The sequence below is a fragment of the Desulfovibrio sp. OH1186_COT-070 genome (assembly GCF_003860215.1).
GTDB lineage: Bacteria > Desulfobacterota > Desulfovibrionia > Desulfovibrionales > Desulfovibrionaceae > Desulfovibrio.
In genome coordinates, this window is record NZ_RQYH01000015.1 from 1 (window position 1) to 25,136 (window position 25,136).

The window sequence follows — 25,136 nt, forward strand, 5'->3', positions numbered from 1 at the left end:
GCTACGCGCTACGCAAAACGAAGCCTTTCCTTCCTTGCCGCCGTGCAAATCAGGTGCATCTCATTGTGGGCAAAAATAATTTGACGACACTATCTAGACGGGCCGCACCTCTCCCCTCACGTCAGGGACGCGCCACCACCAACGGTTTGCGGTAACAGACAGGGAGAGAAAAAAACATTTTCGACCTCACGAAACAGTGTTTTTCAGGAGATAGCCAAAGCCGTTCTGCTTGTCCACATTTTTTTTTGCATGCCGTATGCAGCGCGCTTTTTGCCCCGCCGCGCGGCTATTTGCTCCGTACCAGGGCCGGGTCAAAGGCCTGCACATGCGCCCGGCCCGCGGGCATTGCGGCGGCAGGGGACTGCAAGGCGTTGCGTCCGTATGCCGCCTGGGCCTGGGAGCGCGGCACAACGTTCACGGGCGGGGCTGTCACGGGCTGGGCCGCTCTGGGTGCGGAGCCCACAGGCTGCATGCGCCCGGCGATATCCTCAGCAGCCTTGCGGGCCTCCGGCGTTTCCACAATCTGGGCATAGGCTCCGCGCAGGTCGGAAAGGATGGCCTCCACGCTGTCGAGGGACTCCATGTCCATTTTCAGATTGGCCCGGAGCAAACGCGCCGTGCACAACAGATAGAGATTGTTGAGGTTGACGGCCAAACTGCCGCCCCGATCCATGTTCAGGGAGGACGCCAGCTCGTTGATGATGTCGATGACCTTGGAGATCAGAATGCCCTTGCCCGCAAAATCATTGGCCAGCATCTTTGTGCGTGCCTGCTGGATATATTTGAGAGCGCCGTCGTAGAGCATGATGAGAAGATGCCCCTGATCCGTGGTGCCCACCTTGGTCTGAAAATATGCCTGCGCCGCTTTGTTCATAAAATTTTCCTCTGCTGCGTTCCTGCGCTGCCCCGGCTATGATTTGCCGGACGAAGTCCCGGTCAGCGACTTGATCTGTGACGTCAACTGGGTCTGCATGCTGTCGTACTGCTTCAGCAGGGTTTCCAGTCTGGCAAAATATTTTTTCTGCCGGGATTCCCACAGGCTCAGTCTGTCCTGTTCCCTTGATATTTTCTTGTCGATATTCCCCATGATGTCTTTATAGTTCTCGCGCAAAACCATGAGCGCGCCGTTTTTGGACTTGAGCGCAAACACGTCCGCTTTCTGCGCCTCTGTGGAGTGGGGGCTGATATCCACATTGCTGAAGGCCAACTCGCTCTTCAAGAAGTTGTTGACCGTCTGCACCATGCCTTCCTTGATGCGTATCTGCCCCGTGTGTTCGCCTGCGCTCAGGTTGTCGATCTGCAGGGACAAGCCGCGCGCGTCGCCGCTCGAAACGCTGTAGTAATATCCGGGCTGGCTCGTGTCCCGCACGGCCTCCACCCCGCCCACCAGAACTTTGGTGATATTGCCCTGGCCGTCCACCGTATAGGAGACATCGTAGCTCCCCCCCTTGGTGATGCCCGCCACATGGCTGCCGTAGCGGAAATCGGAGGACGTGCTGGCTCCCGTGCCGCTGCTGCAGAAAAAATCCACCACAGCTTCCAGGTTCTTGTTGATCATGGTGGAATAGTTTTCCTGGTCCATCTGCCGCAGAGCCTCGATGGAGGAGGACGGCGCGATTTCCAGCAGGCCGTAGTGTTCGCTCTTTTCTTCGGTATTGGTCTTGATGCCCAGGTTGGCGAGGTTGGCCAGAAGATCCCCGGAAAGAATATCCCCGGCGCTCTGGCGGCTCAGAAACCCGGGGGGAGAGCTGTTCAGCAGGCTGCTGAAGCGCGACTTGAAAAGCTGCACTCCGTAGTTGCCCTGCAACAGTCCGCCTTTTTCCGACGTGAGCTGCGAGGGGCTGTAATTGTCGCTGTCCATCTTGCTGGGATCAAAGGTGGTCACTTCCTTGGCGCTGTCGTACTTGGTGTACTCACGGATCGTCAGGATAACGGAGTTCACCGCGTCCAGAAAATTCTGGATGGATTTTTCTACAGAAGCGATGTCCGTGGTCACGCTGATGGAGGCCTTGCCCACGTCATGGATACTGAACACCACCCCTTCCACCGCATCGCTGACGCTGTTGCTCTCCGACTCCATGACCATGGGCCAGTTGTCCACCAGAAATCTGGCGTTGGCAGCGCGCTGGATGTTCCAGTTGGAAGAGGAGGCCACCTGCCCCGTGATGCCCGGCCCGGAAACCGAGCCCACATTGCCCACGGTCAACGTGTACTGCCCGGCAGCGGGAATGCCGCCGGAAATATCCACGGCAGCCCCATCGGCATCCAGCAGGCCGACATTCAGGCCTCTGTTCTTCATTTCGGTCAGAACCGCGGCCATTGTCGAACCGCCGGGCAGGGAAAACTCCACAGGAGTGCCGTCATTGCCCACAATACGGTAGTTCAGTTGCGGAGGCGTTTCCAGCGTGTCCGCAGCGGTCATGCCCGTAATGCTTACGCTGGCCTCGGTTTTGGCGCGCACCCCGTCCATGCCGCCGCCTGTGCCCGCGCTCAGGTAAAAACTCTCCACATTGTCAAGAAGCACCGTACGGTTGCCGTCTGCGTCCGTTCCTGCGGCAACGCCCATTTTCGCGGCAATGGCCTCGGCCAGTTGCTGGTAGGTCGCGGCCCCCGTGATGGGGCCGCCCCCGTCAGAGGCCGCCAGTTCGTCCACCAGCACGGTGCTGCCGTCGCTGCGCACCACGGTGTACACATAACGCCCACCCGCATCGGCGCTCAGCGTTGAAGCAAGCTTGTCTGCGGCAAAGGTCAGCGCTGTGGAAGCGGTAAAACTCTGTGCGCCGCCCTGGCCCACAACCTTTTCTCCAAGGCTGGCGGGCGTGAGCGCAAACGACATCTTGGCCGCATCGCTGGCGCTGTCGGCAAAATTCAGGGAAACGCCCTCCACGTTGGCCAGACTCATGTTCCAGCTTCCGCTGCCGTTCAGTGTCATTTCCGCCGAGGAGGAGCCCGCTGCCTGGGCAATGCGCATCAGGGCATCCCTGACGCTGACGCCCGCTTCAATGGTCAGGGTGCGGGTGCCGGAGGTGACGCCGTTGTTCATGTTCAGCGTCACGGTCAGCGGGCCGGAAAGCAGGGTGGATCCGGGGTCGGAACCCACCGTGAACGTGGCGGAAGCCGTGCTGAATGTGGGCTGCGCCACGGAGTCGCGCCGGTAGGCGGCTTTGACATCGGCCAGCGTCAGATTGCCGGATCCGTCCAGACTGGCAATGGAGCGCCCGACCTGGGCGTTGATCTGTGTGACCAGATCGGCATTGGTTTTGTCGCCCGTGACGCTCACGGAAAAACGGTTGCCGTCTTCCATGAGCAGATCATAGGCAAAATGCGTGGGATTGGTGAGGGCCTGCCCCATGTCCAGCGCCGCGTTGCTCTGCCAGACAGAGGTGGAACCGGCGGCGTTCATGCCCACCAGATTGGAGCTGTGAATGATCAGATCATTGGCCGCGCCGGTGCTTTTGCCCGCCACCTGAAAAACATATCCGGAACCTGTCCGCACCAGACTGACCTTGATGCCGGGATTGTCCACGGAATTGTTGACCATACTGGCAAAGGAATCCAGGGTCGTCTTGGCAGGAACAACCATGCTGTGTTTTTTGCCCGCATAGCTGAACTCGAAAGTCTGGGGGCTGTCGGTGGTATTGATCAGGTCGGTTTTGGCGTCAAACACATGCCCTGTATTGGCCCATATGGCATTGCTGGCCATCTGCTGCACATGGATGCTGTGCTGCACGTCCTGCGCCGCCGCGCTGGCCACGGCAGTAACGATGTTCTGGGCGCTGCTGGCCGTGTTTTTGGTGACAAAACTGTTTCTGTCGCCCAGGGTGGAGAGCATGCTGCTGGCGGCCTGCACCTGTTCGATGATTTTCCCGAAAGCCTCGTAGCGCAGCTTCCAGTCCGATTTCCAGGCTTCAAGACGCCGGATCTGGGTGGATTCGACGCTCTTGAGTTTGGCCAGAACCGTATCAAAATTCGTATCCATGCCGCTCAAGCCGGACATGGCATTGGATCCCGATATGCTGATGGACATGGGCGTCCCGCCTTGTTGTGCGTTCCGTTGCCCGCGCTGCGGGCGGGAGAAAACCTTCGGCAACCATTCCCGCCGATGCGCCGTGCGGAAAAACCTGCCGCGCGGCAAGGGGTTCCCGCAATAGCTGCAAGATATGTGCTAACGCGGCATGTGCCCGCCCCGAAAAAACAAAAGCTCCGGCAGGCCGGAGCATGATTTCCGCTGTCATGCCTCCCGCAGGAAACTTTTTCCGGCGGGGAGCCTCCTGCCGTTCTTAACGGCAAAAAGCGGAAAAACTTATGGGCGGCACGTTTTTCACCCGCAGATTTTGCCGCCGCATGCGCGCAAAATGCGGGCAGCGGCCCTCACTCTGAAGAAACAAAGGCTTCCCAGCCCTCCAGCAGGGCGCGCAGGGCCTTGCCCCGGTGGCTGCGGGCATTTTTTTCGTCACGGTGCATCTCTGCGGCGCTCATTTGGCTTTCTTCATCAAAAAAAACAGGATCATATCCAAAACCTCCCGTTCCTCGCCCCGCCTCCAGCAAGCGGCCTTCCCACACGCCGCGCACCGCCAATTCCCCGCCTTTGGGCCGGACTGCGGCCATGCAGCATACAAAACGGCAGCCGCGCTGCGGCGCGGGCACGCCCGCCAGACTGGCAAGCAGTTTGCGGATATTGCGGGCATCGCGGCTCTCGCCCGGCAGATACGCCCAGTCGTCGGCATAGCGGGCGGAAAAAATGCCCGGAGCCCCGCCGAGCGCGTCCACCTCAAGGCCGGAATCGTCGGCCACGCAAACAAGCCCTGTGGCCGCCGCTACGGCGCGGGCCTTGAGCAGGGCGTTCTCCTCGAAGCTGCTGCCTGTTTCCTCAATGTCCCCGATGGCGGGAAAGTCCGAAAGCCCCGCCACTTCCATGCCAAAAACCGCCAGAGGCCCGGCCAGTTCGCGAACCTTGCCCGCATTGCCCGTAGCCAGAACAATACGCGTTTTCTTGTCTCTGCTCATGTTTTCCTCCTGCTGCCGGAACGGGAAAAAGGCACCGTGGCGGCGCACACGCCGCCCAGAATCAGCAGGCCGCCGACGATCTGCGCCATGACCACCCGCTCGTCCAGAAAAACCACCGCAGCCGCCCCGGCGAAAACGGGCAGGGTATAATATACCATGCTCGCCTTGACAGGGCCGATACGGTCAATGGCCACAGTCCACAGCCAGAACGCCAGGGCCGAACAGCCCAGACCGGCATACAGCAGCCCCGCCAGCAGTGGGACCGAAAAAACGGGACGCGGCAGAAGGAGCGCCTCGGCCACGGTAAAGGGCAGGGCGTAGAGCAGCCCCAGGGCGAAGGTGGCCACGCTGAAGCCCACGGCAGAAATGTCTGTGCCGCGCTTGCGCATGAACAACGAATACAGGCCAAAACACACGGTTCCCCCAAGGGCCCAGGCATCGCCCGGATTGATCTGCAATGCGGCCAGTCGCTCCCAATTGCCCCGTGAAATGAGAATCACCACCCCCGCAAGCACCACAAGAATGCCCGCCAGACGGGGCGGCGTGATTTTTTCTCCGTACAAAACACGCGAAAGCAGCAGAATGAGGATGGGAGCTGTGGGCACCAGCAGAGCCATGTTCAGGCTTTCCGTGGTCTGCCCGCCCTTGTAGATGAGCGTGTTGAGCAGGGTCACGCCCAGAATGGCCATGAGCGAAAGATATGGCCAGCGCCTGCGCATGGCAGGCCAATCCTGCCGCAAGTGCGGCCAGGCAAAGGGCAGCATGACGACCAGCGCGACAAGCCAGCGCCAAAAATTGCACTGCCAGGGGGGGATGAGATCGGCAACGGCTCTGGCCAGAACAAAATTTCCGGCCCATACGGCGGTGGCGAGAGCGGCCGCTCCGTGACCAATGGCTGCACTGCGCATGACGACTCCGGAAAAACGGGCATGTGCGGGACCAGCAGCCCTGCACGTGGGGCATGGTATACAAAAAAGCGGCAGACAGCCAGAGCGCGTTTCCCCGGCCACAGCAGACGCTTTTCTTTTGCAACGCATGGGCGTATGCTGCCGCATCTTACGCCCACAACAAGGAAGCGGATATGAAACTTGCAGATGTCTTTGACCTGCCCCGCCAGGAAACCGTCATCCCCAGACCCTACATCATTGCCGAGGCGGGGGTGAATCACGAGGGCAGCATGGATACAGCCCGCCGCCTCATTGACGAGGCAGCCTGGGGCGGAGCCGACGCCATCAAGTTTCAGACCTACAGGGCGGGAACCCTGGCTTCCAAAGATTCTCCCGCATACTGGGATACCAGCAAGGAACCCACCAAAAGCCAGTACGAGCTATTCAAAAAGCACGACTCCTTCTGGAAAAACGAATTCGAGGCACTGAAAAAACACTGCGATGCCGCAGGCATCGCCTTTCTTTCCACTCCCTTTGACGTGGAGTCGGCCTGTTTTCTCAATGACCTCATGGATGCCTTCAAGATATCCTCCTCGGACATCACCAACAAACCCTTTATCCGCTTTCTCTGCGACTTCCAGAAACCCGTCATTCTGTCCACAGGCGCGGCCCATTTGCACGAAATCGCCGAAGCCGTGGAGTGGATCGAAGACAAGGGCAACAAGCTCGCCCTGCTGCACTGCGTGCTCAACTACCCCACAGCCGACGCCAACGCCGCCCTGGGCATGATACCGGCGCTCAAAAGACACTATCCGGGCCATGTCATCGGCTATTCCGACCACACCCTGCCCGGCGACGACATGCACATCCTGCAAACCGCCGTGCTGCTGGGCGCGCGCCTGCTGGAAAAACACTTTACCCACGACAAGACCCTGCCCGGCAACGATCACTACCACGCCATGGACAAGGACGACCTGAAGAACTTCCGGCAGCGGCTTGAGGCCACCCTGGCCAGCGTAGGCCCCCTGGAACTGCGCGCCCTGCCCGAAGAAGAACCGGCCCGCAGAAATGCGCGCCGCTCTCTGGTCACTGCCCGCGCCGTGCCCGCCGGACAGCCCCTGACCCCGGAAGACCTTACCTGGAAGCGCCCTGCCCACGGCATTTCCCCGCGCCATTATGACGAAATTCTCGGCTTGCGCGCGCGCCGCGACCTGCCCGAAGACACGATGCTTGCCTGGGCGGATCTCGACCGGGCCTGAACCATGAACGCAGGGCGCGTCACCCTTGTGCTCGGGCGCATGCCCCGCCATGCGGATCCGGCCACGCACTGGGCCGCCGGGCCGTGGTGCTTCGCCGGGCAGGAAGAGTTTTTCCCCGAGTGGGAAAAACTCTTTGTCTTCGCGCCCGAACCCCTGACCGATGCCGCCCTGCAGGAACGCGCCTGCGGCGAGGCAAAAGCGCTCTGCGCCGATGTGCTGCCCGCCGTGGCCGCGCACCTCTGCCCCCACAGCCAGAACCTCCCTTCCGCATACTGGGAGACCCTCCTCACGCCCTGGGTGGTGAGCGTGGCCAAGCAGATTGTGGAACGCTGGTGGCGTGTCAAGGCCATGTACGCCGCCTGGGGCGACAAGGAACTGCATGTGCCCCTGCTGCCGCCGGACTGCGCTTTTTCCTTTGCCACCGGCCCCGACTTTGTGCGGCACGGAGCACTGGGGCATACCTGCAACCACTGGCTGTTTTCCCGTCTGCTGGAAGCGAGCCTGCCCACAGCCTGGAGCAGCGCACAGCTTGCCCCGGTGCGCAAAAGCTACGGCAGCCTTGAGCGGCCCGGCGGCAGGGAAGGTCTGCGCGACCTTTTGCGCAACGCCATGCTGCGCCTGCCCTTTCCCCGCCTCAAGGGCATGAGCACAGGACAGAGCCTGCGTTTTTCCCTGGCGCTGCTGCACAAAAGCCGCGGCGCTGACCGCTCCTGCCCGCAGCAGGAGTATGCGAGCCGCCATACCGGGCTGGCACTGGATCTGCCCGCCCCGCTGGCCGCCGATCCGCTGCCCCTTTTCCTGCCGTTTCTGCCGCTCCAACTGGCCCGCCTGCGCCACCCCGAAAAAATTTCCCCGGATCCCTGGGGCCCGCGCCTGCGTGTGGCCAGCGTTCTGGCCTATGAAGACGCTGCCTACCGCCAGACCCTCGCCCTCTGGCGGGGGCGCGGCAACCGCCTCATGTATGTGCAGCACGGCAGCGACTACGGACAGACGCGCTGCGTCACGGATGTGGAGTTGGTGGAGTACAGCCAGCACGCCTTTGCCACCTGGGGCTGGGAGCGGCATACAGGCTGCAGGGGCCACTTCATCCCCCTGCCCTATCCCCAGTTGGCCCGTGCCGCGAGCCGACAGCGCAAAAAAAACGGCACGGGGCTGCTGCTGGTCGGCACGGAAATGCCCGCCTTCGGCTACCGTATGGACGCCCACCCCAATCCCCGGCAGATGGTGGAGTACCGGCAGGACAAGGCGCTTTTTCTCTCCGGCCTGAGCCAGCAGCTGCATGCCGCAACGCTCTACCGCCCCTATTTTCCCGTTCCGGGGAGCCTGCGCGATGCTGACTGGCTGCTGGAACGCTTTCCGCAGGTGCGCATGGCCACGGGGCCTCTTGCTCCCCATATGGATTCCTGCCGCCTGCTTGTTCTGGACCACAACGGCACCACACTGCTGGAAGCTCTGGCCGCCAATATTCCCACCATTCTCTTCTGGCGCAAGGATTTTTGGCCGCTCACGCCGGAAGCGGAAGAATTGAGGGAAATTCTGGCCAAAGCGGGCATCTGGCATTCCACGCCCCGACAGGCGGCCACCAAAGCGGCAGAGGTCTGGACGGATCCGCGCGCGTGGTGGGCCACCCCCGCCGTGCAGAATGCCCGCAGCGCATACTGCGCCGCACAGGCATGGACAGTGCCGGGCAGTCCTTCTCCCTTCTGGATCAAAACCCTGAAGAGTTTGTGACCATGAAACATGTCTTGCATATTTTCCGTCTGGCGGTGTTTTGTCTGACACTGGCGCTGTGCGTCCCGGCCCGCGCCGACGATGCGGCGGCTCTGGCCCAGATCCAGGCCGCGCTGGACAAGGCCGACTACGAACAGGCCGCGCGCCTTCTCAAACCCCTGACAGACAGCGGCAACGCCGAGGCCCTCTACGTCATGGGCCGTCTGATTCTGGAGGGCAAAGGGGTCAAGAAAAACGCCACGCGCGCTGCGGAATTTTTTCGCCTGGCAGCCGAAAAAGGCGATATCAGCGCCATGAATTCCTGGGGAACGGCTCTGGTTTCCGGCAGCGGCGTTCCGCGCAACTACCGCGAGGCCGCGCGCTGGTTCCGCAAGGCCGCCGAACAGGGGCTGGCCATGGCCCAGTACAATCTGGGCTATCTGTACGCCCAGGGGCGCGGTGTGACCAGGGACGAGAACGCCGCTGTGGACTGGTATACCCGTGCGGCCAACCAGGGCCTGGCTTCGGCCCAGTATTCGCTGGGCTGGATATACCTCAACAGCACCGGCGAAAACCAGAGCGACACCAAGGCAGCCCACTGGTTTGAAAAGGCGGCCGAACAGGACCACGCCAAGGCGCAGAACAACCTGGCCTTCATGTATGCGGAAGGCCGCGGCTATGCCCAGGATCCCGCCCGTGCCGTGCACTGGTACACGCGTGCCGCCGAGCAGGGCATGGCTTCGGCCCAGTACAATCTGGGCTTCATGTACGAGCAGGGGCGCGGCGTGGCGCAGGACTATACCCAGGCAGTGGACTGGTACCGCAAGGCTGCGGAACAGAACGAGCCTGCGGCCCAGTACAGCCTTGGACTCATGTACGATCAGGGTACCGGCGTGCCCCGCAATCTTACCGAGGCCAACCGCTGGTACCACCTCGCGGCCAAAAACGGGGATCCTGACGCCAGGGATGTGGTGCGCAGCCAGAGCGGCAAGGCCAAAGCGCCTTCCGCCGCGCCGCCCAAGGATGCAAAGTCGGGCAAGGCCCCCAAAAAATCCCCTCCCCGAAAGAATACCGCACGCCAGACATCGCCCCCCAAACAATAGGGCATTGGCGCGGAGCTACGCCGGTTCGATGACCTCCAGCCCCCCCATATAGGGCGCCAGAACCTTGGGCAGCCGCACACTGCCGTCTTTCTGCTGAAAGTTTTCCAGAATGGCGGCCGTGGCGCGTCCCGTGGGCAGGCCGGAACCGTTGAGGGTATGAACCCAGACGGTCTTGCCGCCCTTTGGCCGGAAGCGGATATTGGCGCGGCGGGCCTGAAAATCCGTGCAGTTGGAACAGGACGAAATTTCACGGTAGGTGTTCTGCGCGGGCATCCAGACTTCCACATCATGGGTTTTGGCCGCGCTGAAGCCCATATCGCCGGTGCACAGGGTGATGACCCTGAAGGGAAGCTCCAGAAGTTCCAGCAGACGGCAGGCATGGTCCAGCATGAGATCCAACTGGTTGAAACTGTCGTCAGGATGGGCAAAGCGCACCATTTCCACCTTGGTGAACTGGTGCATGCGGATCAGCCCCCGCGTATCCCTGCCCGCACTGCCCGCCTCGGAGCGGAAGCAGGGCGTGCTCGCGCAGTAGGCGCGGGGCAAATCGTCCTCTGCCAGCACCTCATCGGCATGCAGATTGGTCAGCGGCACTTCCGCAGTGGGGATCAGATAATATTCCCAGTCCCGCAGGCCAAAAAGATCTTCCTCGAATTTGGGCAGCTGGCCCGTGCCCGTCATGGACGCGCGGTTGACCATGTACGGCGGGCTGACTTCCACATATCCCCCGTGCCCGGTATGCTGGTCGAGAAAAAAATTGCTCAGCGCCCGTTCCAGACGCGCAGCCCAACCCAGGGAAAGGGCAAAGCGGCTGCCCGCAAGGCGGGCCGCACGCACAAAGTCCAGCCCGCCCAGCGCGGTGCCGATGTCGCCGTGCTCACGCGGCGCGAAATCAAAAACCGGTATGTGCCCCTTGCGGAAAATTTCCACATTCTCCTGCTCGTCACGCCCCACGGGCACCGACGCATGGGGCAGATTGGGCACACGCAGAAGCCATGTTTCCACCTCGGACCTGGCCTGGGCGGCCTGGGCATCCAGCTCCTTGATGCGGTCCGAAAGCTGGCCCAGTTCTTCCAGCAGGGCTGCGGCGTCCCCACCAGCACGCTTTTGGGCCGCCACCTCGGCGGAAGCCGCATTGCGGCGACTTTTGAGATTTTCCACTTCCGTGAGCAGGGCGCGACGACGCCCGTCCAGTTGCAGAAATTCCTCGACACTGAGGTCCGAACAACGCGCCTTCAGAGCTTTTTCCAGCACTTCCGGCTGCTTCTGCACCAGCTTGAGATCAATCATACCACTTCCCCCAAGGCGTTTTGCCGCCACATATTCGCCGCATGGCTGTAGCACGCCGCGCTTTCGGCCGCAAGGCGGGCGCAGCTTCGCCAAACCTTTCGCCCCAAAGCCCTTCTCGCCCAAAAAGGCATATTTTCCGAACGGCGCAAAACAGCAAAAAACTCCCTGTCTTCCGGGACAAAGCGCGGCTTGCCAGAGATTTTTTTTCTGTATACAGATATAGGGACAAATCGTGAAATTCCCTGATATCGCGCGAGGGCATCATGAAGCATTTCAAAATTTTTGTGCTGTTTGCCGTTCTGACCGTGCTCCCGGCAGCTTGCGGCCCGGGCAATACTGTCCGCCTTCTGCCCCTGCCGCGCCTTGAGAACACGGTGCTTCCCGCGCCCAACGCGCCCCATGTGACCGTGGTCGCCTTTGAAGACAAACGGCTGGATCAGAGCAACATCGGCACGCGCCGCGACCGCAGCGCCTTTGTGACCAGCGACATTCCTTCCCAGTGGGTCAGCAAGGCGCTGGCCGACGAGCTTTCCCGGAACGGGCTCCAGGTTTCCTACGCGCTGGGCGTCGCCGAAGCGCGCAAGGGCAATCCCGACTATCTGGTCCTCGGGCAACTGACCGAAGCCGAACTGCGGGAAATTTCCGCCACGGAACTGACCTCCTCCCTGCGGGTCGACTTTTCCCTGTCCAACCGGCAGGCCCGCATTGTGCGTGAATCACTGCACGCCTCCCAGTCGCGCACCGGCCTGCCTTCCGGAAGCGCTGCCGACAACCTGATGCAGGATACTCTGCAAGACCTTGTCAAACCTGTGGCCCGCAAGATCATTCAGGCCATTGAGGGCAAAAAATAATTCATGCGGATTCTGCACCGGCTCTTCACGGCTGCTCTGGCAGCCGTGCTGGCCGTGCTCACGGCAGGGCATGGGCCTTGGGCCGCTCCCCCTTCAGGAGAAGCGCCCCCTCTTCCCCCCCCGTTGCCCCTCGCCTCTCCGGCAAGCGCAACCGCGGCCTGCCCCGCTGCTGACCTGCCCCCGGAACAGGCGCGCATCTGCGCCGGTTCCGCAGCCCTGCTCGCAGCCCTGCGCACCGCAGCGCGCGCACTGCCCCCCAGCGCGGAAATTCGCATGAATCTGCCGGAAGAAGGCCAGCGCATGGCGCTGGCCGCGCAGTTGTATACCCCCCTTGTCCGCCACCAGGGAAAGGAATGCACGGTCACGCTTCTCGCGCGGCCCCATGCGCGCCAGACACTGAGCGAAAATCTGCGCGCGCCCCAGTTGCTGGCCGCGCGCCTTCATCTCCTGCGGGCAACGGAAAAACTGCTGGCAGAAGCTGCCGCGCTCCCTCCGCCGGTGCCCGGCGGCATTTGGCTCCGGCTTGCAGCGCGTCCGCCGGGAACGCCGCGACAGCCCCCCGAAGAAAGCCTGGCCGACCATCTGGAAGCTCTGGGCCTGGCGCAGGACGCGCTCTGCCGCTCTGATATCGGCTGGCTGACCACCCCCGCCTTTCTGCCCGTTCTGGAGCAGGCCGTGCGCAAACTGACGGACAATGCTCTCCTGTTTCTCCTTCTGGCCGAAGCCCAGTTGCAGCGCGACATGCCCCTGCAATGCGCAGCCTCCTGCACACAGGCCCTGCGCCTTGATCCGGCCATGAGCCGTGCCCGCTATATCCGCTCACTGGCGCACTGGCGCCTGCAACAGCCAGCTCTGGCCGAGCAGGACCTGACAGCATCGCTGGAAGATACCCTTCCGGACCTGGAAAAAGCCCGCCGCCTGCGGGCGCGCGGAGCCCTGCGCTTGCTGCGCCGCGCCGATGCCGAGATGTGCCGGGATTTTGCCGAAGCCTGCGCGCTTGGAGATTGTGAAGGCATGGTCCAGGCCCGCTCGCGGGGGCTTTGCCTGCCAAACAGTGAAAATACCCCGCGCAGAAGCATGGAGGAAAGGCCGTGAGCCGCACCCCTCTTTTCAAGGTTTACGGCCACATCCATCCGGTGGACGTTGCGCTGTATGCGGGGCTGGAGCGCATCTGCTCCTCGGCCCTGCCGGATACGGAAGATATTCCCGTGCTGGAAAAAGACGGGGATATGGCCCGCATTTCCTTTGAAGGCACATATTTCCCCGATGCGGAAGCCCTGGATTTTCTCTCGGCCCGTCTCGGGCCGCTCCATCAGGGCAAGCTGGATATTCTGGATATGGACGGCTGGCGCATGACGCGCCATGTCTTCCGCGACGGGAGCATCCAGAGCCGGACCGTGCCGCTGAACCACGTTCTGGCGCATTCCGGCTTGTGACCGGGTTTTGCCGAAGAAGGGGCAAAGCCGCGCCCGAAAAGATTCAGCCCCGGGGCCAGTTCCGGGAAGCCAGCGTCAGGCCGTCGTGCCGCACAAGAAGGCATGCGCAGCCGGGTTGCGCGTCCGCCAGGGCCAGGGCCGCAACGGGCGGCATGACAGACAGGGCCGTGGCCAGCGCGTCCGCAGTGGCGCAATCGGGTGCAAGCACTGTGGCGCGCGCCTGCGCGGCCTCGCCGCCCGTGGCCGGGTTGACCAGCCGTCCGGAAGCGCGGGGCGCTCCTGCGCGGGAAATGCCCGACGTTGCCACAGCGCCGCCTTCGGCCAGCGACAGCACATGCAGCCGCCTGCCGTGGCGGTGCGGATCTTCCACTCCGATGCGCCAGGGCTGTTTGTCCTGCCTGCGGCCCCGGACCACAATGTCCCCGCCGGCATCAATGCAATGGTCGGGGCAGCCCGCCGCCGTCAGTTCCCGTGACATGGCATCGGCAATGTGCCCCTTGGCGATGCCGTCCAGAGTGAGGGCCATGCCCGACCGCCGCAGCAGGATCCCGCCGCCGGAAAAATCCACGTGCTCCATGCCCACCAGCGGCAGAGACCGGCGCACCAGTTCGGGCTGTCCGCTTTCCGCCGCCCGCACCAGAGGCAGAACCGTGGGGTCAAAAGCTCCGGACGTCACGCGGTGCATGTGCCGGGCTTTTTCCAGCACAGCGGCCATCGCCGGAGGCACATCGCCCAGACGGCCCTGCCGGTTGAGCTCCGCCAGCCGCGCATTGCCGTCAAAACGCGTCAGCACGCCTTCCAGCCCGCGCCCCACGGCAAAGGCGCGCTCCACCGCCTCGCTCCCCGTCCGGCGGTCAGTACCGGCCACGATAATGCTGACCACTGTTCCCATGAACAGGGCAGTTCTGGTCAGGCTGCGCTCCTGCTCCATCTCCCCGGCCGGGGCCGCCGCTGCGGAAAGAACGGACAATACCGGCCCCGCGCCCAGCAGTCCTCCTCCGGCCAGCAGGCTTTTCAGAAAAAAACGACGGTTGCAGCTTTTTGCCATGGTCCCTCCATCCCGGCTTCAACGGCCAGCCACTGCTTCTTCCGGATACGCGGCATCGGCCGGAATATGGCCCGAACAGTGCTCGCACAGCATGTCCGCCCCTGTTTTGCGGCGGAAAATATCTCTGCCGCAGGAAGCCACGCAGGCAAAAGCGCACTCCTCGCCGTAAGAGAGGCACAGCTTGTGGTCAATGACAATGCGGTCATCCTCAAGGCTCACCGCCTTGGCCGGGCAGGCCTTGATGCAGCGCAGGCATTTGATGCAGCCCACCTTGCAGACATCGCTGACAGCACGCAGCTTGTCTCTGGTATTGCAGATCACCCCCACCCGCGCCCGCAGGGGGGCCAGTTGCAGCACCCCGCGCGGACAGACAGACACACAGGTTCCGCAGCCCGTACAGCGCGTTGTGTCCACCACCACAAGCCCTTCTTCCAGATGCATGGCGTCAAAAGGGCATACCTGAACACAGTCGCCGTATCCCAGACAGGAAAACGCGCAGGAGTCCGTGCCTCCACGCATGCTCGAAACCGCTGCGCAGGAAGGCATGCCCTGATAGTCGTAGCGCAGCCCCACCTGGCCGCCCAGCTTGTCGCAACGGCGCAGGGCAAACAGGGGTTCGGCATCGGCAACGGTTTTCCCCGTCAACTCCCCCACGGCAATGCTGATCGCCGCCCCGCCCGCACAGCATTTGTTGGCAGGGATGTCGGGATCGTTGACCACAGCGACAGCGTATCCCTCGCACCCGGCAAAACCGCAGCCGCCGCAGTTGGCACCGGGCAGGGCATCCAGCACGGCCTCCACGCGCGGATCCTCCCTGACGTAAAAAACGCGGGAAGCCACGGCCAGCACGACAGAAGCCGACAGACCCAGGGCGAACAACGTCAAAATGGATACAGAAACCATAGTACCGTCCTTGCCGAAAACAGTCCCGCACGCCAGGGGCTGCCCCGTCACTCCGTCCGCAGCAGGGGAGGCCCTCCCTTGCGCGGCCCGGCAGAAGGGCTATCCCATGCCCTTGAACCCCATGAACGCCAGAGACATGAGCCCCGCCATGACCAGAGCCAGCGGAGTCCCCGCCATGGCCTTGGGCAACCGGCAGGTGTCCAGCCTTTCCCGTATGCCGGCCATGAGCAGCAGGGCCAGGGTGAATCCCAGACCATAGGCCAGCCCCCAGAGCATGCCCTCTCCCAGACCATAACCTTCGCGCTGCACAAGGATGGCCACGCCCATGACGGCGCAGTTGGTGGTGATCAGGGGCAGAAAAATGCCCAGAGCCGCATACAAAGGCGGCATGACCTTTTTCAGAAACATTTCCACAAATTGCACAAGAGCCGCAATAACAACAATAAAGACAATCGTTTGCAGATAGGAAAGATCAAAAGGATCCAGAACGTGTTTCTGCATCAGCCAGGTGCACAGCGTGGCCGCCATGGTGACAAATATCACGGCACCGCCCATGCCCAGGGCCACTCCCCGCTCACGGGAGCAACCCACATACGGGCAGTTGCCCAGATACTGGGCCAGCACGATATTGTTCACAAAAATGGCGGAAACAAAAATGGCGAGAACGTCCATGCCTTTTCCTTGCCGTATCGGCGGCTTGCCCTGCCGGGCCTGCTAACCCTCTTTCCCGTCCTGCCGGATGACCATGCATGCCCCGCAGGCACCGCACTGCACGGGCGCTTCTGCCTTTTTTCCCTGCCGTGCCGCCTGCCGGACATTGATCACGTTCATGACCGCAAGAATAAGCCCCAGGCAGATGAATGCTCCCGGCGCCTGCACCATGATGCGCAGCGGCTCGAAATTGCTGCCCATGATCTGGTACCCGAAGCAGGTTCCGTTGCCCAGAATCTCGCGCAACGCGCCCAGAAAGGTCAGCGAAAGGGCAAAGCCCATGCCGATGCCCAGGCCGTCGGCAATGGAAGCGGCCACTCCGTTTTTGGCGGCAAAGGCTTCGGCCCGCCCCAGAATGATGCAGTTGACCACAATCAGCGGCACAAAGATGCCCAGCCGCTGGTACAGTTCATAGGTATAGGCCTGCATGAGCAGTTCCACGGCAACCACCAGCGAGGCCGCGATGACGATGAAGCAGGCGATGCGCACTGTCTTGGGAATCACCGTGCGCACCATGGAGATGAGCATATTGGAGAGCACCAGCACAAAAATCACGGCCACTCCCATGCCCAGGCCATTGTCCGCCGAGTTGGTGACGGCCAGCGTGGGGCACAGGCCGAGCAACAGCCGGAAAGGCGGCAGTTCCTTCCACAGTCCCTTGGTGAATTCGGCCATGATGCTCATTGTTTGCCTCCGGAAGCGGCCTTCCCCCAGGCCGCCAGAATCTCCGCCTTGAGCGCCGCATAGTGCCCGGCCGCCCTGTTCACCGCCTCCACGGCTCCCTGCGACGAAATGGTCGCCCCGGAAACAGCGTCCACCGCGCCGCCGCTGTCCTTGAGCCCCACAGGGAGCTTCTGCGCGGGAAATTGCGCGGTAAAGCCCGGCTCCGCAATGCGCATGCCGAGCCCCGGAGTTTCCTTGAGCGTGGTGACGCCGATGCCCGCCAGGCTGTCGTCAGCAATATTGAATCCCACCATGACGCCGATGGGGCCGCCGTAGCCCTTGCCTGCGGCTTCCAGCGCCACAGCGGCCAGTTCCCCCCCGCGCATCACGGGAAAAACCGTTGTTTTGCCGCCGTCAGGCAGGCCGAAAACCCGCCTGTCGGCAATGGGCTCATTGTCCGCGTCAGGGAAAACGCCCTCCAGCGCGGGCCCCTGCACATAGGTCAGCACCTGCTCGTCAATGCCGGACGCCGTGACCATTTTCAGATAGGACAGGGCAAATCCCGAAAGCCCGCACAACACCGAAAGCACCACGACCATGCGCGCCACGTCTTTCACGGCAGCCGCCCTCCAAAAGGTTTGGGCCGGATCATGTCAAAATACGGCGTGAGCAGATTGGCCAGCAGCACGGCAAAGGGCACGCCGTCAAGCCACACGCCGTATTTGCGGATGGCCATGGTCAAAAAGCCTGCCAGCAGGCCGTACAAAAACATGGGCAGGGGGCGCAGGGGCGTGGTGCCTGTGACTGTGGCCAGAAAAAAGCCGCCCAGCACGGTTGAGCCTGTGCACAGATGGAACAGGGGAGAAGCGTTTTGGGCGGGGTCTGTCATCTGCAAAAGAGCCGCCATGCCGACGATTCCCAGAAAAAAACCGAAGGGAATCTGCCAGCGCGCAGCACCGCACCCCACCAGAAAAACGCCTCCCGCGCACAGGGCCAGCACCTGCCCCGCCCCAAGACCGTTGATCTGCCTGCCCAGCAAAAGATCGGAAAGGGGCAGGGACGCTGCGGCATGCGCGCCAAAAAATTTCAGGCGCACAAGGGGATCAACAAAGGCCGTGTCAAGCTGCGCCGCATTGGGGTCCATGAGCAGGGGAAAGGACACCGCCAGCACAGCCCACCCCACCAGCGGAGCACAGACGGGGCTTGCCCCCAGACCGCCGAAAAACATCTTGCCCAAGGTGATGCAGACCACACTGCCCAGTACCGCCAGCCACCAGGGCGCGGCTGCGGGCAGCAAAAAGGCAAACAGCAGGCCGGAGCAGACCGCGGTCAGGTCATCCACCGTCTGCTCACGCCCCATGAGCCGGACGCACAGGGCTTCTGTGGCCACGCTGACGGCCACACAGAGGGCCATGACCCTGGCGGCGGGCAATCCCCAGTTCCAGATCGCCATAACCACAACGGGCAGACAGCCCGCCAGCATGTACAGACTGAGCGTGCGAACGGTGCGGCCGCAGTGCCAGTAGGGAGGCGTGCTCATGGCCAGCAGGACAGAACCGGATGCTGTGGCGGACATCAGGCGTCTCCTTGTGTTGCGGCAAAGGGTTCCCGCAATGTTTTGCGCAACTTGTTCTTGGACAGGCGGATATATTGCAGCACAGGTCTGCGCGCGATGCACACATAGCCGCAGAGCCCGCACTCCAGACAGGAGTCGATATGCTCCTCACGGTTGCGCGGGTGCAGGGCAAATTCCGCATTGCGGCTGAGCATGCCCGGGCTGAGCCGCGCGGGGCAGACAAGAACACAGGCTCCGCAGTTGATGCAGGGGCTGTGTCCCTTCATGGGGGGGATGGTGCCCGCCTCCACCACAAAAACTCCGGTGGTGCCGCGGGTCACGCTGCGGTCGAGCCTGTCCAGGCTTTCCCCCCGCAGGGGGCCGCCGCGCACCAGGGTATCGCCGGGCTTGAGATCAATATGGGCAAAGTGCAGCAAATCTCCCAGCAGGCTGCCCTCCCGCACGATATAATTGCCCGAGTGGTCGCGGCTGCCTATAGTGAGCACGGTTTCCACCAGAGGATAGCCCGTTCTGACTACACGGCCCAGGCTCCATACGTTGTGCAGCCCCACGATGCCCACATCTGCGGGATTTTCCTCCCCGGTCACGGCCTTGACCACCAGAGCGTCAATGCTGGCGGGATAGTGCGCTGCAACATGCACCACCTGAACATCGTTGAGCCGCAGGCGCAGCTCCTTGGGCGCGGCCAGCACGATCTCTCTGGCCGGAGAAAGCCTGCGCAGCATTTCCAGACCCGCGCGCAGCGTTTCCTGATGGGTCAGGAGCATGGGTTCGGCCCAGGTCACTCCGGGGTCGGGGTTCAGCCCGTTGATGATCAGCTTTTCACAGTCCTGCCCCAGAGAACGGGTGTTCACGCCCAGAGTCTTGAGCAGCATCGCCAGTTCGGCCCCCCTCTGGGGAGCGGACAGCAGATCCTGTTTTTCCACACCCGCCGCCAGAGCGCGCACGTCTTCGCCGGGTTCCGCCGCATCCAGAAAGATGCTGCGCTCGTTGATTTCGGTCACCACGCCGAAAATGGGCGCAAAGACGTTACCCCGCACGGGCGAGGGGTGCGTTGCCAAAAGCATGTACGGATAGACCATGCTTTTTTTGACAACACCTTCGACCAGCGTACAGCCCTCCCGGTTCAGCCGCACACGCCGGGGTTCGGGGCCGACGCTGAAGCGTTGCCTGACCCCGTACAGCAACTGGAAACGGGGGTCGCGGATTATCTGGAAAACTTCCTTCATCCCCGCCTCACTTTCCTGTATGGCACCGGGCGCAGGACTGCTTGCCGTATGGCCCCTTGCCTGTTTTTTCGTGACAGCCCATGCACTGCCTGTGGAAGGCGTCCATCCGTCCCGGCACCAGCTTCTGCGCTTTCTCCGCATGACAGACGGCGCAGTCGACATACAGGGGATTGAGCGTGACAATGCCCTGTTGCGGCAGTTTTTCGCGCACAGGACGGACAGTATGGCAGGAGGCGCAGCCCCTGGCTCCGGCCGCGAACATGTCCTCATGGCAGGAAACACACCGGGCGTGCACGGCATCGGCCAGGTTGGGGGCAACACCCTTTTCGGTTTTTTTGCCGGAAGGCGCTCCGGACTTGTGACATCGGGCGCAGTTCTGGGGCTTGTCTTCAATACTGGTGTCGCTGTGGTGACACTCGGTACACTCCAGGCCCAGTTCGGCATGGTGTTTGTCATGTCCCCACTTTTTGGGGCCGCCCTCAAAATGGTGACAGGTGGCGCAGGAGGCATTGTCGGCAAAGGCAGCCACGTGGCTCTTCCTGAACGCTGCGTCAAAAACAGCGCCGTGGCACTTGCCGCACTGCTGCACGTCTTTGCGCAGAGCAGGGCTTTCGTGATGACAGGTCTGGCACGGGATATTGCAGGCGGACACGTGAGCGGCATGCTCAAAAATCACAGCCCCGCCCGCATTGGGCAGAAGGACACGCCGGGGCTGGTCCTCGCTCGGGCGGGGCAGGCTGTACCCCAGTGCGGCCACCACAGCCAGCACAACCGTCAGCACGGCAACAGGAAGGTATCGTTTCTGCACCATCGCCCCCTTGGTTTCCGGGAAGTCGGGTTTATGGCCCAAAAAGCATACCGGCCCAAGCATGCCAGACTTTTCCGACCTTGTGAAGCCCTGTTCACATATTCACACCCTCCCCGCAGGAGTATTGCCTTTTTGTATTTTGTGACAACAGCAAAAAACACGTTCTGCGGCAGCGCACGAGCCGCTCAGGGACGCGGCGCTGCCGCCCATTCTTCGCGCGCAATGCGCCACTGCCCGCCGTCATGGCGCAACAGCAGCGTCTTGGTGCCCCGGTCATTATGGCCCGCGCTGTCCTCGTAAAATTGCCCCATGTCCGCGCGCAGACCGCCAGCGTCCACGGTCAGCCGCAAGCCGGAAAGCTGCACCTGGGCGGGACGAACCTTGCCCCAGAGCTTCTTTTTCTGGGCACGGACAGCCGCAATGCCCCTGCGCCCCTGCTGCACAATGTCCGGCGTGTAAAAGGCCATGTATCCGTCCAGATGTCCCGCCTCCCATGCCTTGCGCCAGGCCTCCAGCATGACGCCGACCTCGTCGCTCACCCTGTCCAGATACTCGGCGGAAAGACCCCTGTCTTCCGGCTGAAAGCGCGCGGCCACGATACGCAGGGCACCGTCCCGGCCCTTGTGCCACCACAGGCGGTTCACGCCCTGCTCCATCCTGCCCGGCAAGGCCACAAGCATATCGCTGCTGCTCACCGCCAGGCCGTTCTGAACCTCTATGGCGGGAGCGCGGCTCACCACATGCAGCCAGGGAGCCTTGAAGCGGCGCTCCATCTCCTTCCACATGGCGGCATGGCTTTCCCCGCGCGGCGCGTCCTTGTGGCGGCCGTACTCCTGCCGGTCATAAAAGTCCGCCAGTTCCGGAGAGCGACGGGCCAGAGCCGCGTCCCAGTCTCGCACCCTGCTTTCCACAGCCGCGCGCACCTCGGGGGTCAGGAGCAGGGGCGCGTCTTCGGCAACAGGCTCTTTTGCAGGCGGCGCGGCTTCCACAGGCGTCCGTGCGGCTTCCGGAGAAGGCGGGGCTGCGGGGGCCTCCGGCTCGCCGCCGGCAGGGCCTTCGGCGGGAGGTGTGCCCCAGTTCACTTCCGCAGGCGGAGCCACAGGACGCGAGCGCGGCACCAGCGGATCGCTGACCGCGGCCAGAAGTTTTTCGTCCGCAGCCTGCTGCTGTTGCCCTGCGGGCGCTGCGTCCCCGGCTTTTTCCGGCATGTCCAGCCGGGGCGGCAGGGGCGCTTCGGCGGCGGCATCGCTGGCCTGCGGCGGCCGCGCTTCGGCCACCAGAAGCCCTTTCTGGAAATCCGCCTGCATGCCCAGATTGCGTGGCGTCCACTCCATGCCCACAATGCGGAACGCGCCGTCCTTGCCCTTTTGCCAGTACAGTCTGCGGATTCCTTCCGTGGACAGATTGGAGGCGGTATAAAACTGCTCCGCCCAGGTCACCCAGTAGCCAGGGCCTTCCAGAACATGGATTTTTCTGTTGTAGATATTGATGAAGTCGAGAATCTTGAACAGACGTTCCTTGTTCAGCCGGAACGCCGCAAAGCTCTCGGGCATGGCCCTGGTATAGGCCTCGGCATCATAATACCCGAACATGGCAGTGGAACGCGCCGCCCAGGCCTGACTCCATTCGTGCATGAGGCGGCGCAAATGGGCGGCGGAGCCGCCGTCGGAGCGGGAAAGATGCTGCTCGTCCAGCGTTTCGGCCAGCACCACGGCCGTACCGGGCACAAGATCCGGGCCGACTTCACCGATATCGCGCAGGCCGATGGCCACACAGCCGCGGGTGGAGTAAGGTTCTATGCCGAAACCCTTGCTGTGGATCCAGATGCCGTAGCCGGTCTTGCCCCGCAACCTGTCCACCGGGTTGGGGTAGTTGAGCGTGTAGGCAATGCCGCCGTATTCCTTGAAATCCAGCCCCCCGGCAATCTTGTAGTCCACAAAGTAGATGCCTTCAGGCGTGCGCAGGTCATTGCGCGCCTGCTTGTCGCCCGTCACCTGCCCTGTGGCGCAGTTGTAACGGTATTTGAGCTTGAGGGGGCTTTTTTTCTCGTACAGCAAAAAGGTCTGACGGGCCTTGTCCACAGCCACCAGACGGGGCGGAAGATCTTCGGAATGCCGCAGAGGCTGCCAACTGTCCGCCCAAAGATGCGTTGACCAGATATGCGCAAAGACAAGCTGGCAACAAAGAAACAGCACCAAAGCCATGCCCGGCGCACGTCGGGCGCGCTCCGAAAGCGCACCCCGAAACGCGTAGACGAGCCTAGCGCGCAAGAGCCACCAGTTGGGCACGGGTAAAAAGTGCATGCAGTTCATAACCCGCTTCACGCAGTTTCTCCCGCCCGCCTTCTTCCCTGTCCAGAATGGTGCAGACACCGGCAATTTCCAGGCCAGCCCCGCGCACCCTGTCGCAGGCCTTGAGCAGGGAGCCGCCGGTGGTCACCACATCCTCCAGCATGACCACACGGTCACCGGCGGAAAAATTGCCCAGCCCTTCCACAAACTGCCCGGTTCCGTGCCCCTTGGCCTCCTTGCGCACCAGCAGGCCGTCCAGCGGCCTGCCCTGCTGGTGGGAAATAACTGTGGTGGCGGAGACCAGAGGATCCGCGCCCATGGTCATGCCGCCAACACCCCTGATATCCATGTCCTTGAGCAGATGCGCAAAAAGCGTGCCGATGAGCCATGCCCCCTCGGCGTGCAGGGCTGTTACCCGGCAGTCGAAATAATAGTCGCTCCTGCGGCCCGAAGCCAGCACGAAGTCGCCTTCGCGATAGGATTTTTCCACCAGCAGGCGCGCCAGACGCCGCCTGAGGGTCTGGATGTCTTCATCGGTCGGGGTCATTGGCCGTCTCCGTGGGGTTGGCTCTCCGGCGCATGCCGGAAAACACGCTCATAAATCGCTTCTTCGTATTGCAGATAGGAAGCGGGGTCAAAAAGTTCCCCCAGGTTTTCCCCGCCCAGACGCGCGCACATGTCCCTGTCGCCACGCACCAGATCGGGAAAGGGCTTCCGGCTCTCCCAACTCTGCATGGCCAGAAGCTGCACGGCTTCGTAAGCTTCCTGCCGGGGCATCCCGGCGGCAATGAGCGCCGTGAGCACCCGCTGGGAAAAATACAGCCCGTAGGAGCGTTCCATGTTTTCACGCATCCGCTCCGGCTTGACCACCAGATTTTCCAGAAGGCGCGTCAGGCGCACAAGCATGTAGTCGGCCAAAATGGTGGAATCGGGCATGATGACCCTTTCCACCGAGGAGTGGCTGATGTCGCGCTCGTGCCAGAGAGCCTGGTTTTCCAGCGCGGCCAGGGCATTGGAGCGCAAAAGGCGGGCAAGGCCGCTCATGTTTTCGGCGGATATGGGGTTTTTTTTGTGCGGCATGGCCGAAGAACCTTTCTGCCCCTTGCCGAAGCCTTCTTCCACTTCCAGCACTTCCGTGCGTTGCAGATGCCGCAGTTCCACGCACAGCCGCTCCATGCCGCCGCCCAGCACGGCCAGAGCGCTGAAAAACTGGGCGTAGCGGTCGCGCTGCACGATCTGCGTGGAGTGGGGATCAACGCCCAGCCCCAGAAGTTCCAGCGCGCGCTGCTCCAGTTCGGGCGAAAGAAATGCGTAGGTTCCCACAGCGCCGGAAATCTTGCCCACGCGCACGCTTTCGAGCCCTGAGCGCACACGCTCCCGGTGGCGGACAAATTCGGCATAGAATCCGGCCATTTTCAACCCGAAACTGGTGGGTTCGGCATGGATGCCGTGGGTACGCCCCATGCAGAGCACGCCGCGATAGCGCGCCGCCAGATCGCGGAGCGCGCGCAAAAGCCCGTCAATGTCCGCAAGAATCAGCTTTCCGGCCTGAACCAGCAGCAGGGCATTGGCCGTATCCACAATGTCCGAGGAGGTACAGCCCAGATGGATGTGCCGCGCGTCGGGGCCGACTTTTTCTTCCAGAGAGGTCAGAAAGGCGATGACATCATGGCGCGTCACTTCTTCAATGGCCAGAATGCGCTCCACATCCACCACGGCCCTGTCCCTGATGTTCTGCACAGCCTGCGCCGGGATGCGCCCAAGTCCGCTCCATGCCTCACAGACGGCCAGTTCCACGTCAAGCCAGGCCTGATAGCGGTTTTCCAGCGTCCAGATACAGCCCATTTCCGGGCGGGTATAACGCTCAATCATGGCTGCCTCCTCCGGCGGATGCCGATGTTCCTCCCGACGACACTCCGGCAGAAGCCCCGGCAGGCGGGGAGGGCGGCGGAACAGGGGCATTCCCGGCGGGCTTGCCCGCAGCCGCGGGGGCGCTGTCCGCCGTGCCCGCACTGTCCGCAGGCTTGTCTGCGGGTTTGTCCTGTGCGGCAGGGGCGGATCCGTCTTCGCTGATGCCCTTGCGGTAGCCGTAATCGCTCACATACCAGCCCCCGCCCTTGAGCACAAACGATGTCTGCGACATGACACGGGACGCGGGAGCGCCGCACTGCGGACAGGCCTGCTCCTCTGCGGCATCGTGCCCGCGCGTCCATTCCTCAAAGAGATGCCCGCACTGCGGGCACACATACTCGTAGATAGGCATACAAAAGCACAAAGAGCGGACGCAGGACGCTCAAAGAGACACCTGACCGGCTCTGGTTTTGCCTCTCTCCCGAAAAAGAGAGGCGCGGTGGCACATGAAAG

General features: G+C 62.5%; 23 protein-coding genes and 1 pseudogene. 7 read left to right on the top strand and 17 right to left on the bottom strand.

The window, feature by feature from the left end; genetic code table 11:
• Positions 1–84 (top strand): annotated as a pseudogene (locus tag EII23_RS06655) (IS5/IS1182 family transposase); the annotation flags it as partial.
• Between the two features lie 202 nt (positions 85–286).
• On the opposite strand, the gene fliS reads toward EII23_RS06655, so the two are convergent.
• The 4 genes from fliS to EII23_RS06675 form a co-directional block, all read right to left on the bottom strand.
• A complete protein-coding gene (gene fliS, locus EII23_RS06660; RefSeq protein WP_124792613.1) occupies positions 287–874 on the bottom strand; it encodes a flagellar export chaperone FliS in 588 nt (195 codons plus the stop codon).
• Between the two features lie 36 nt (positions 875–910).
• Positions 911–4,027 carry a flagellar filament capping protein FliD gene (fliD, locus tag EII23_RS06665; RefSeq protein WP_124792614.1) on the bottom strand — a complete coding sequence of 1,039 codons (3,117 nt, stop codon included), beginning with the start codon at positions 4,025–4,027 and terminating at the stop codon, positions 911–913.
• 344 nt (positions 4,028–4,371) lie between these two features.
• Complete coding sequence (gene rdgB / locus EII23_RS06670; RefSeq protein WP_124792615.1) at positions 4,372–5,007, bottom strand: RdgB/HAM1 family non-canonical purine NTP pyrophosphatase; 636 nt, start codon at positions 5,005–5,007, stop codon at positions 4,372–4,374.
• Positions 5,004–5,915 (bottom strand): DMT family transporter, encoded by a 912-nt coding sequence (locus EII23_RS06675; protein WP_124792616.1) that lies wholly within the window; start codon positions 5,913–5,915, stop codon positions 5,004–5,006. Before EII23_RS06675 ends, rdgB begins: the two co-directional genes overlap by 4 nt.
• A 173-nt stretch (positions 5,916–6,088) precedes the next feature.
• Here EII23_RS06675 and EII23_RS06680 point away from each other — a divergent pair, with 173 nt between their 5' ends.
• Genes EII23_RS06680 through EII23_RS06690 form a run of 3 tightly spaced genes read left to right on the top strand, consistent with a single transcriptional unit; the run spans position 6,089 to position 9,966 of the window.
• Positions 6,089–7,153, top strand: coding sequence for an N-acetylneuraminate synthase family protein (locus EII23_RS06680; protein ID WP_124792617.1), 1,065 nt, complete (start codon positions 6,089–6,091; stop codon positions 7,151–7,153).
• A gap of 3 nt (positions 7,154–7,156) precedes the next feature.
• Positions 7,157–8,884 carry an LIC12162 family transferase gene (locus EII23_RS06685; protein ID WP_124792618.1) on the top strand — a complete coding sequence of 576 codons (1,728 nt, stop codon included), beginning with the start codon at positions 7,157–7,159 and terminating at the stop codon, positions 8,882–8,884.
• 2 nt (positions 8,885–8,886) lie between these two features.
• Positions 8,887–9,966, top strand: a complete 1,080-nt coding sequence (locus EII23_RS06690) for a tetratricopeptide repeat protein (protein WP_124792619.1) — start codon at positions 8,887–8,889, stop codon at positions 9,964–9,966.
• Positions 9,967–9,981: 15 nt separating this feature from the next.
• Here EII23_RS06690 and serS read toward each other — a convergent pair whose 3' ends face one another.
• Positions 9,982–11,256 (bottom strand): serine--tRNA ligase, encoded by a 1,275-nt coding sequence (serS, locus tag EII23_RS06695; RefSeq protein ID WP_124792620.1) that lies wholly within the window; start codon positions 11,254–11,256, stop codon positions 9,982–9,984.
• A gap of 263 nt (positions 11,257–11,519) precedes the next feature.
• Between serS and EII23_RS06700 the strand changes: the two genes are divergently transcribed.
• Genes EII23_RS06700 through EII23_RS06710 form a run of 3 tightly spaced genes read left to right on the top strand, consistent with a single transcriptional unit; the run spans position 11,520 to position 13,543 of the window.
• The gene (locus EII23_RS06700) at positions 11,520–12,107 is read left to right on the top strand and encodes a hypothetical protein (RefSeq protein WP_124792621.1); all 588 of its coding nucleotides are present in this window, start codon (positions 11,520–11,522) and stop codon (positions 12,105–12,107) included.
• Between the two features lie 3 nt (positions 12,108–12,110).
• Complete coding sequence (locus tag EII23_RS06705; RefSeq protein ID WP_124792622.1) at positions 12,111–13,202, top strand: translation initiation factor IF-2; 1,092 nt, start codon at positions 12,111–12,113, stop codon at positions 13,200–13,202.
• Positions 13,199–13,543 carry a hypothetical protein gene (locus EII23_RS06710; RefSeq protein WP_124792623.1) on the top strand — a complete coding sequence of 115 codons (345 nt, stop codon included), beginning with the start codon at positions 13,199–13,201 and terminating at the stop codon, positions 13,541–13,543. Before EII23_RS06705 ends, EII23_RS06710 begins: the two co-directional genes overlap by 4 nt.
• A gap of 43 nt (positions 13,544–13,586) precedes the next feature.
• Here the strand turns inward: EII23_RS06710 and EII23_RS06715 are convergent, their stop codons facing one another.
• The 12 genes from EII23_RS06715 to EII23_RS06770 all read right to left on the bottom strand — a co-directional run bounded on the left by EII23_RS06715 (position 13,587) and on the right by EII23_RS06770 (position 25,035).
• The gene (locus tag EII23_RS06715; protein WP_124792624.1) at positions 13,587–14,591 is read right to left on the bottom strand and encodes an FAD:protein FMN transferase; all 1,005 of its coding nucleotides are present in this window, start codon (positions 14,589–14,591) and stop codon (positions 13,587–13,589) included.
• 18 nt (positions 14,592–14,609) lie between these two features.
• Positions 14,610–15,494, bottom strand: coding sequence for an RnfABCDGE type electron transport complex subunit B (gene rnfB, locus EII23_RS06720; protein WP_124792625.1), 885 nt, complete (start codon positions 15,492–15,494; stop codon positions 14,610–14,612).
• A gap of 99 nt (positions 15,495–15,593) precedes the next feature.
• Positions 15,594–16,166, bottom strand: coding sequence for an electron transport complex protein RnfA (locus EII23_RS06725; protein WP_124792626.1), 573 nt, complete (start codon positions 16,164–16,166; stop codon positions 15,594–15,596).
• Between the two features lie 42 nt (positions 16,167–16,208).
• Positions 16,209–16,889, bottom strand: a complete 681-nt coding sequence (gene rsxE / locus EII23_RS06730) for an electron transport complex subunit RsxE (protein ID WP_124792627.1) — start codon at positions 16,887–16,889, stop codon at positions 16,209–16,211.
• On the bottom strand, positions 16,886–17,485 hold the full coding sequence (rnfG, locus tag EII23_RS06735; RefSeq protein ID WP_124792628.1) for an RnfABCDGE type electron transport complex subunit G: 600 nt from the start codon (positions 17,483–17,485) through the stop codon (positions 16,886–16,888). The genes rsxE and rnfG overlap by 4 nt, the downstream gene beginning before the upstream one ends.
• Positions 17,482–18,444: an RnfABCDGE type electron transport complex subunit D gene (locus EII23_RS06740; protein ID WP_124792629.1), complete on the bottom strand. Its 963-nt coding sequence runs from the start codon at positions 18,442–18,444 to the stop codon at positions 17,482–17,484. Before EII23_RS06740 ends, rnfG begins: the two co-directional genes overlap by 4 nt.
• The gene (locus EII23_RS06745; protein ID WP_124792630.1) at positions 18,444–19,673 is read right to left on the bottom strand and encodes a 4Fe-4S dicluster domain-containing protein; all 1,230 of its coding nucleotides are present in this window, start codon (positions 19,671–19,673) and stop codon (positions 18,444–18,446) included. The genes EII23_RS06740 and EII23_RS06745 overlap by 1 nt, the downstream gene beginning before the upstream one ends.
• 7 nt (positions 19,674–19,680) lie before the next feature.
• On the bottom strand, positions 19,681–20,484 hold the full coding sequence (locus tag EII23_RS06750; RefSeq protein ID WP_124792631.1) for a cytochrome c3 family protein: 804 nt from the start codon (positions 20,482–20,484) through the stop codon (positions 19,681–19,683).
• A gap of 182 nt (positions 20,485–20,666) precedes the next feature.
• Positions 20,667–22,685: a L,D-transpeptidase family protein gene (locus EII23_RS06755; protein WP_124792632.1), complete on the bottom strand. Its 2,019-nt coding sequence runs from the start codon at positions 22,683–22,685 to the stop codon at positions 20,667–20,669.
• Between the two features lie 55 nt (positions 22,686–22,740).
• Positions 22,741–23,319 (bottom strand): orotate phosphoribosyltransferase, encoded by a 579-nt coding sequence (gene pyrE, locus EII23_RS06760; RefSeq protein WP_409360229.1) that lies wholly within the window; start codon positions 23,317–23,319, stop codon positions 22,741–22,743.
• Entirely contained in the window at positions 23,316–24,644 is a 1,329-nt protein-coding gene (purB, locus tag EII23_RS06765; protein ID WP_124792633.1) for an adenylosuccinate lyase, read from the bottom strand. Before purB ends, pyrE begins: the two co-directional genes overlap by 4 nt.
• Positions 24,637–25,035: an FmdB family zinc ribbon protein gene (locus EII23_RS06770; RefSeq protein ID WP_124792634.1), complete on the bottom strand. Its 399-nt coding sequence runs from the start codon at positions 25,033–25,035 to the stop codon at positions 24,637–24,639. Before EII23_RS06770 ends, purB begins: the two co-directional genes overlap by 8 nt.
• Positions 25,036–25,136: the final 101 nt, after the last annotated feature.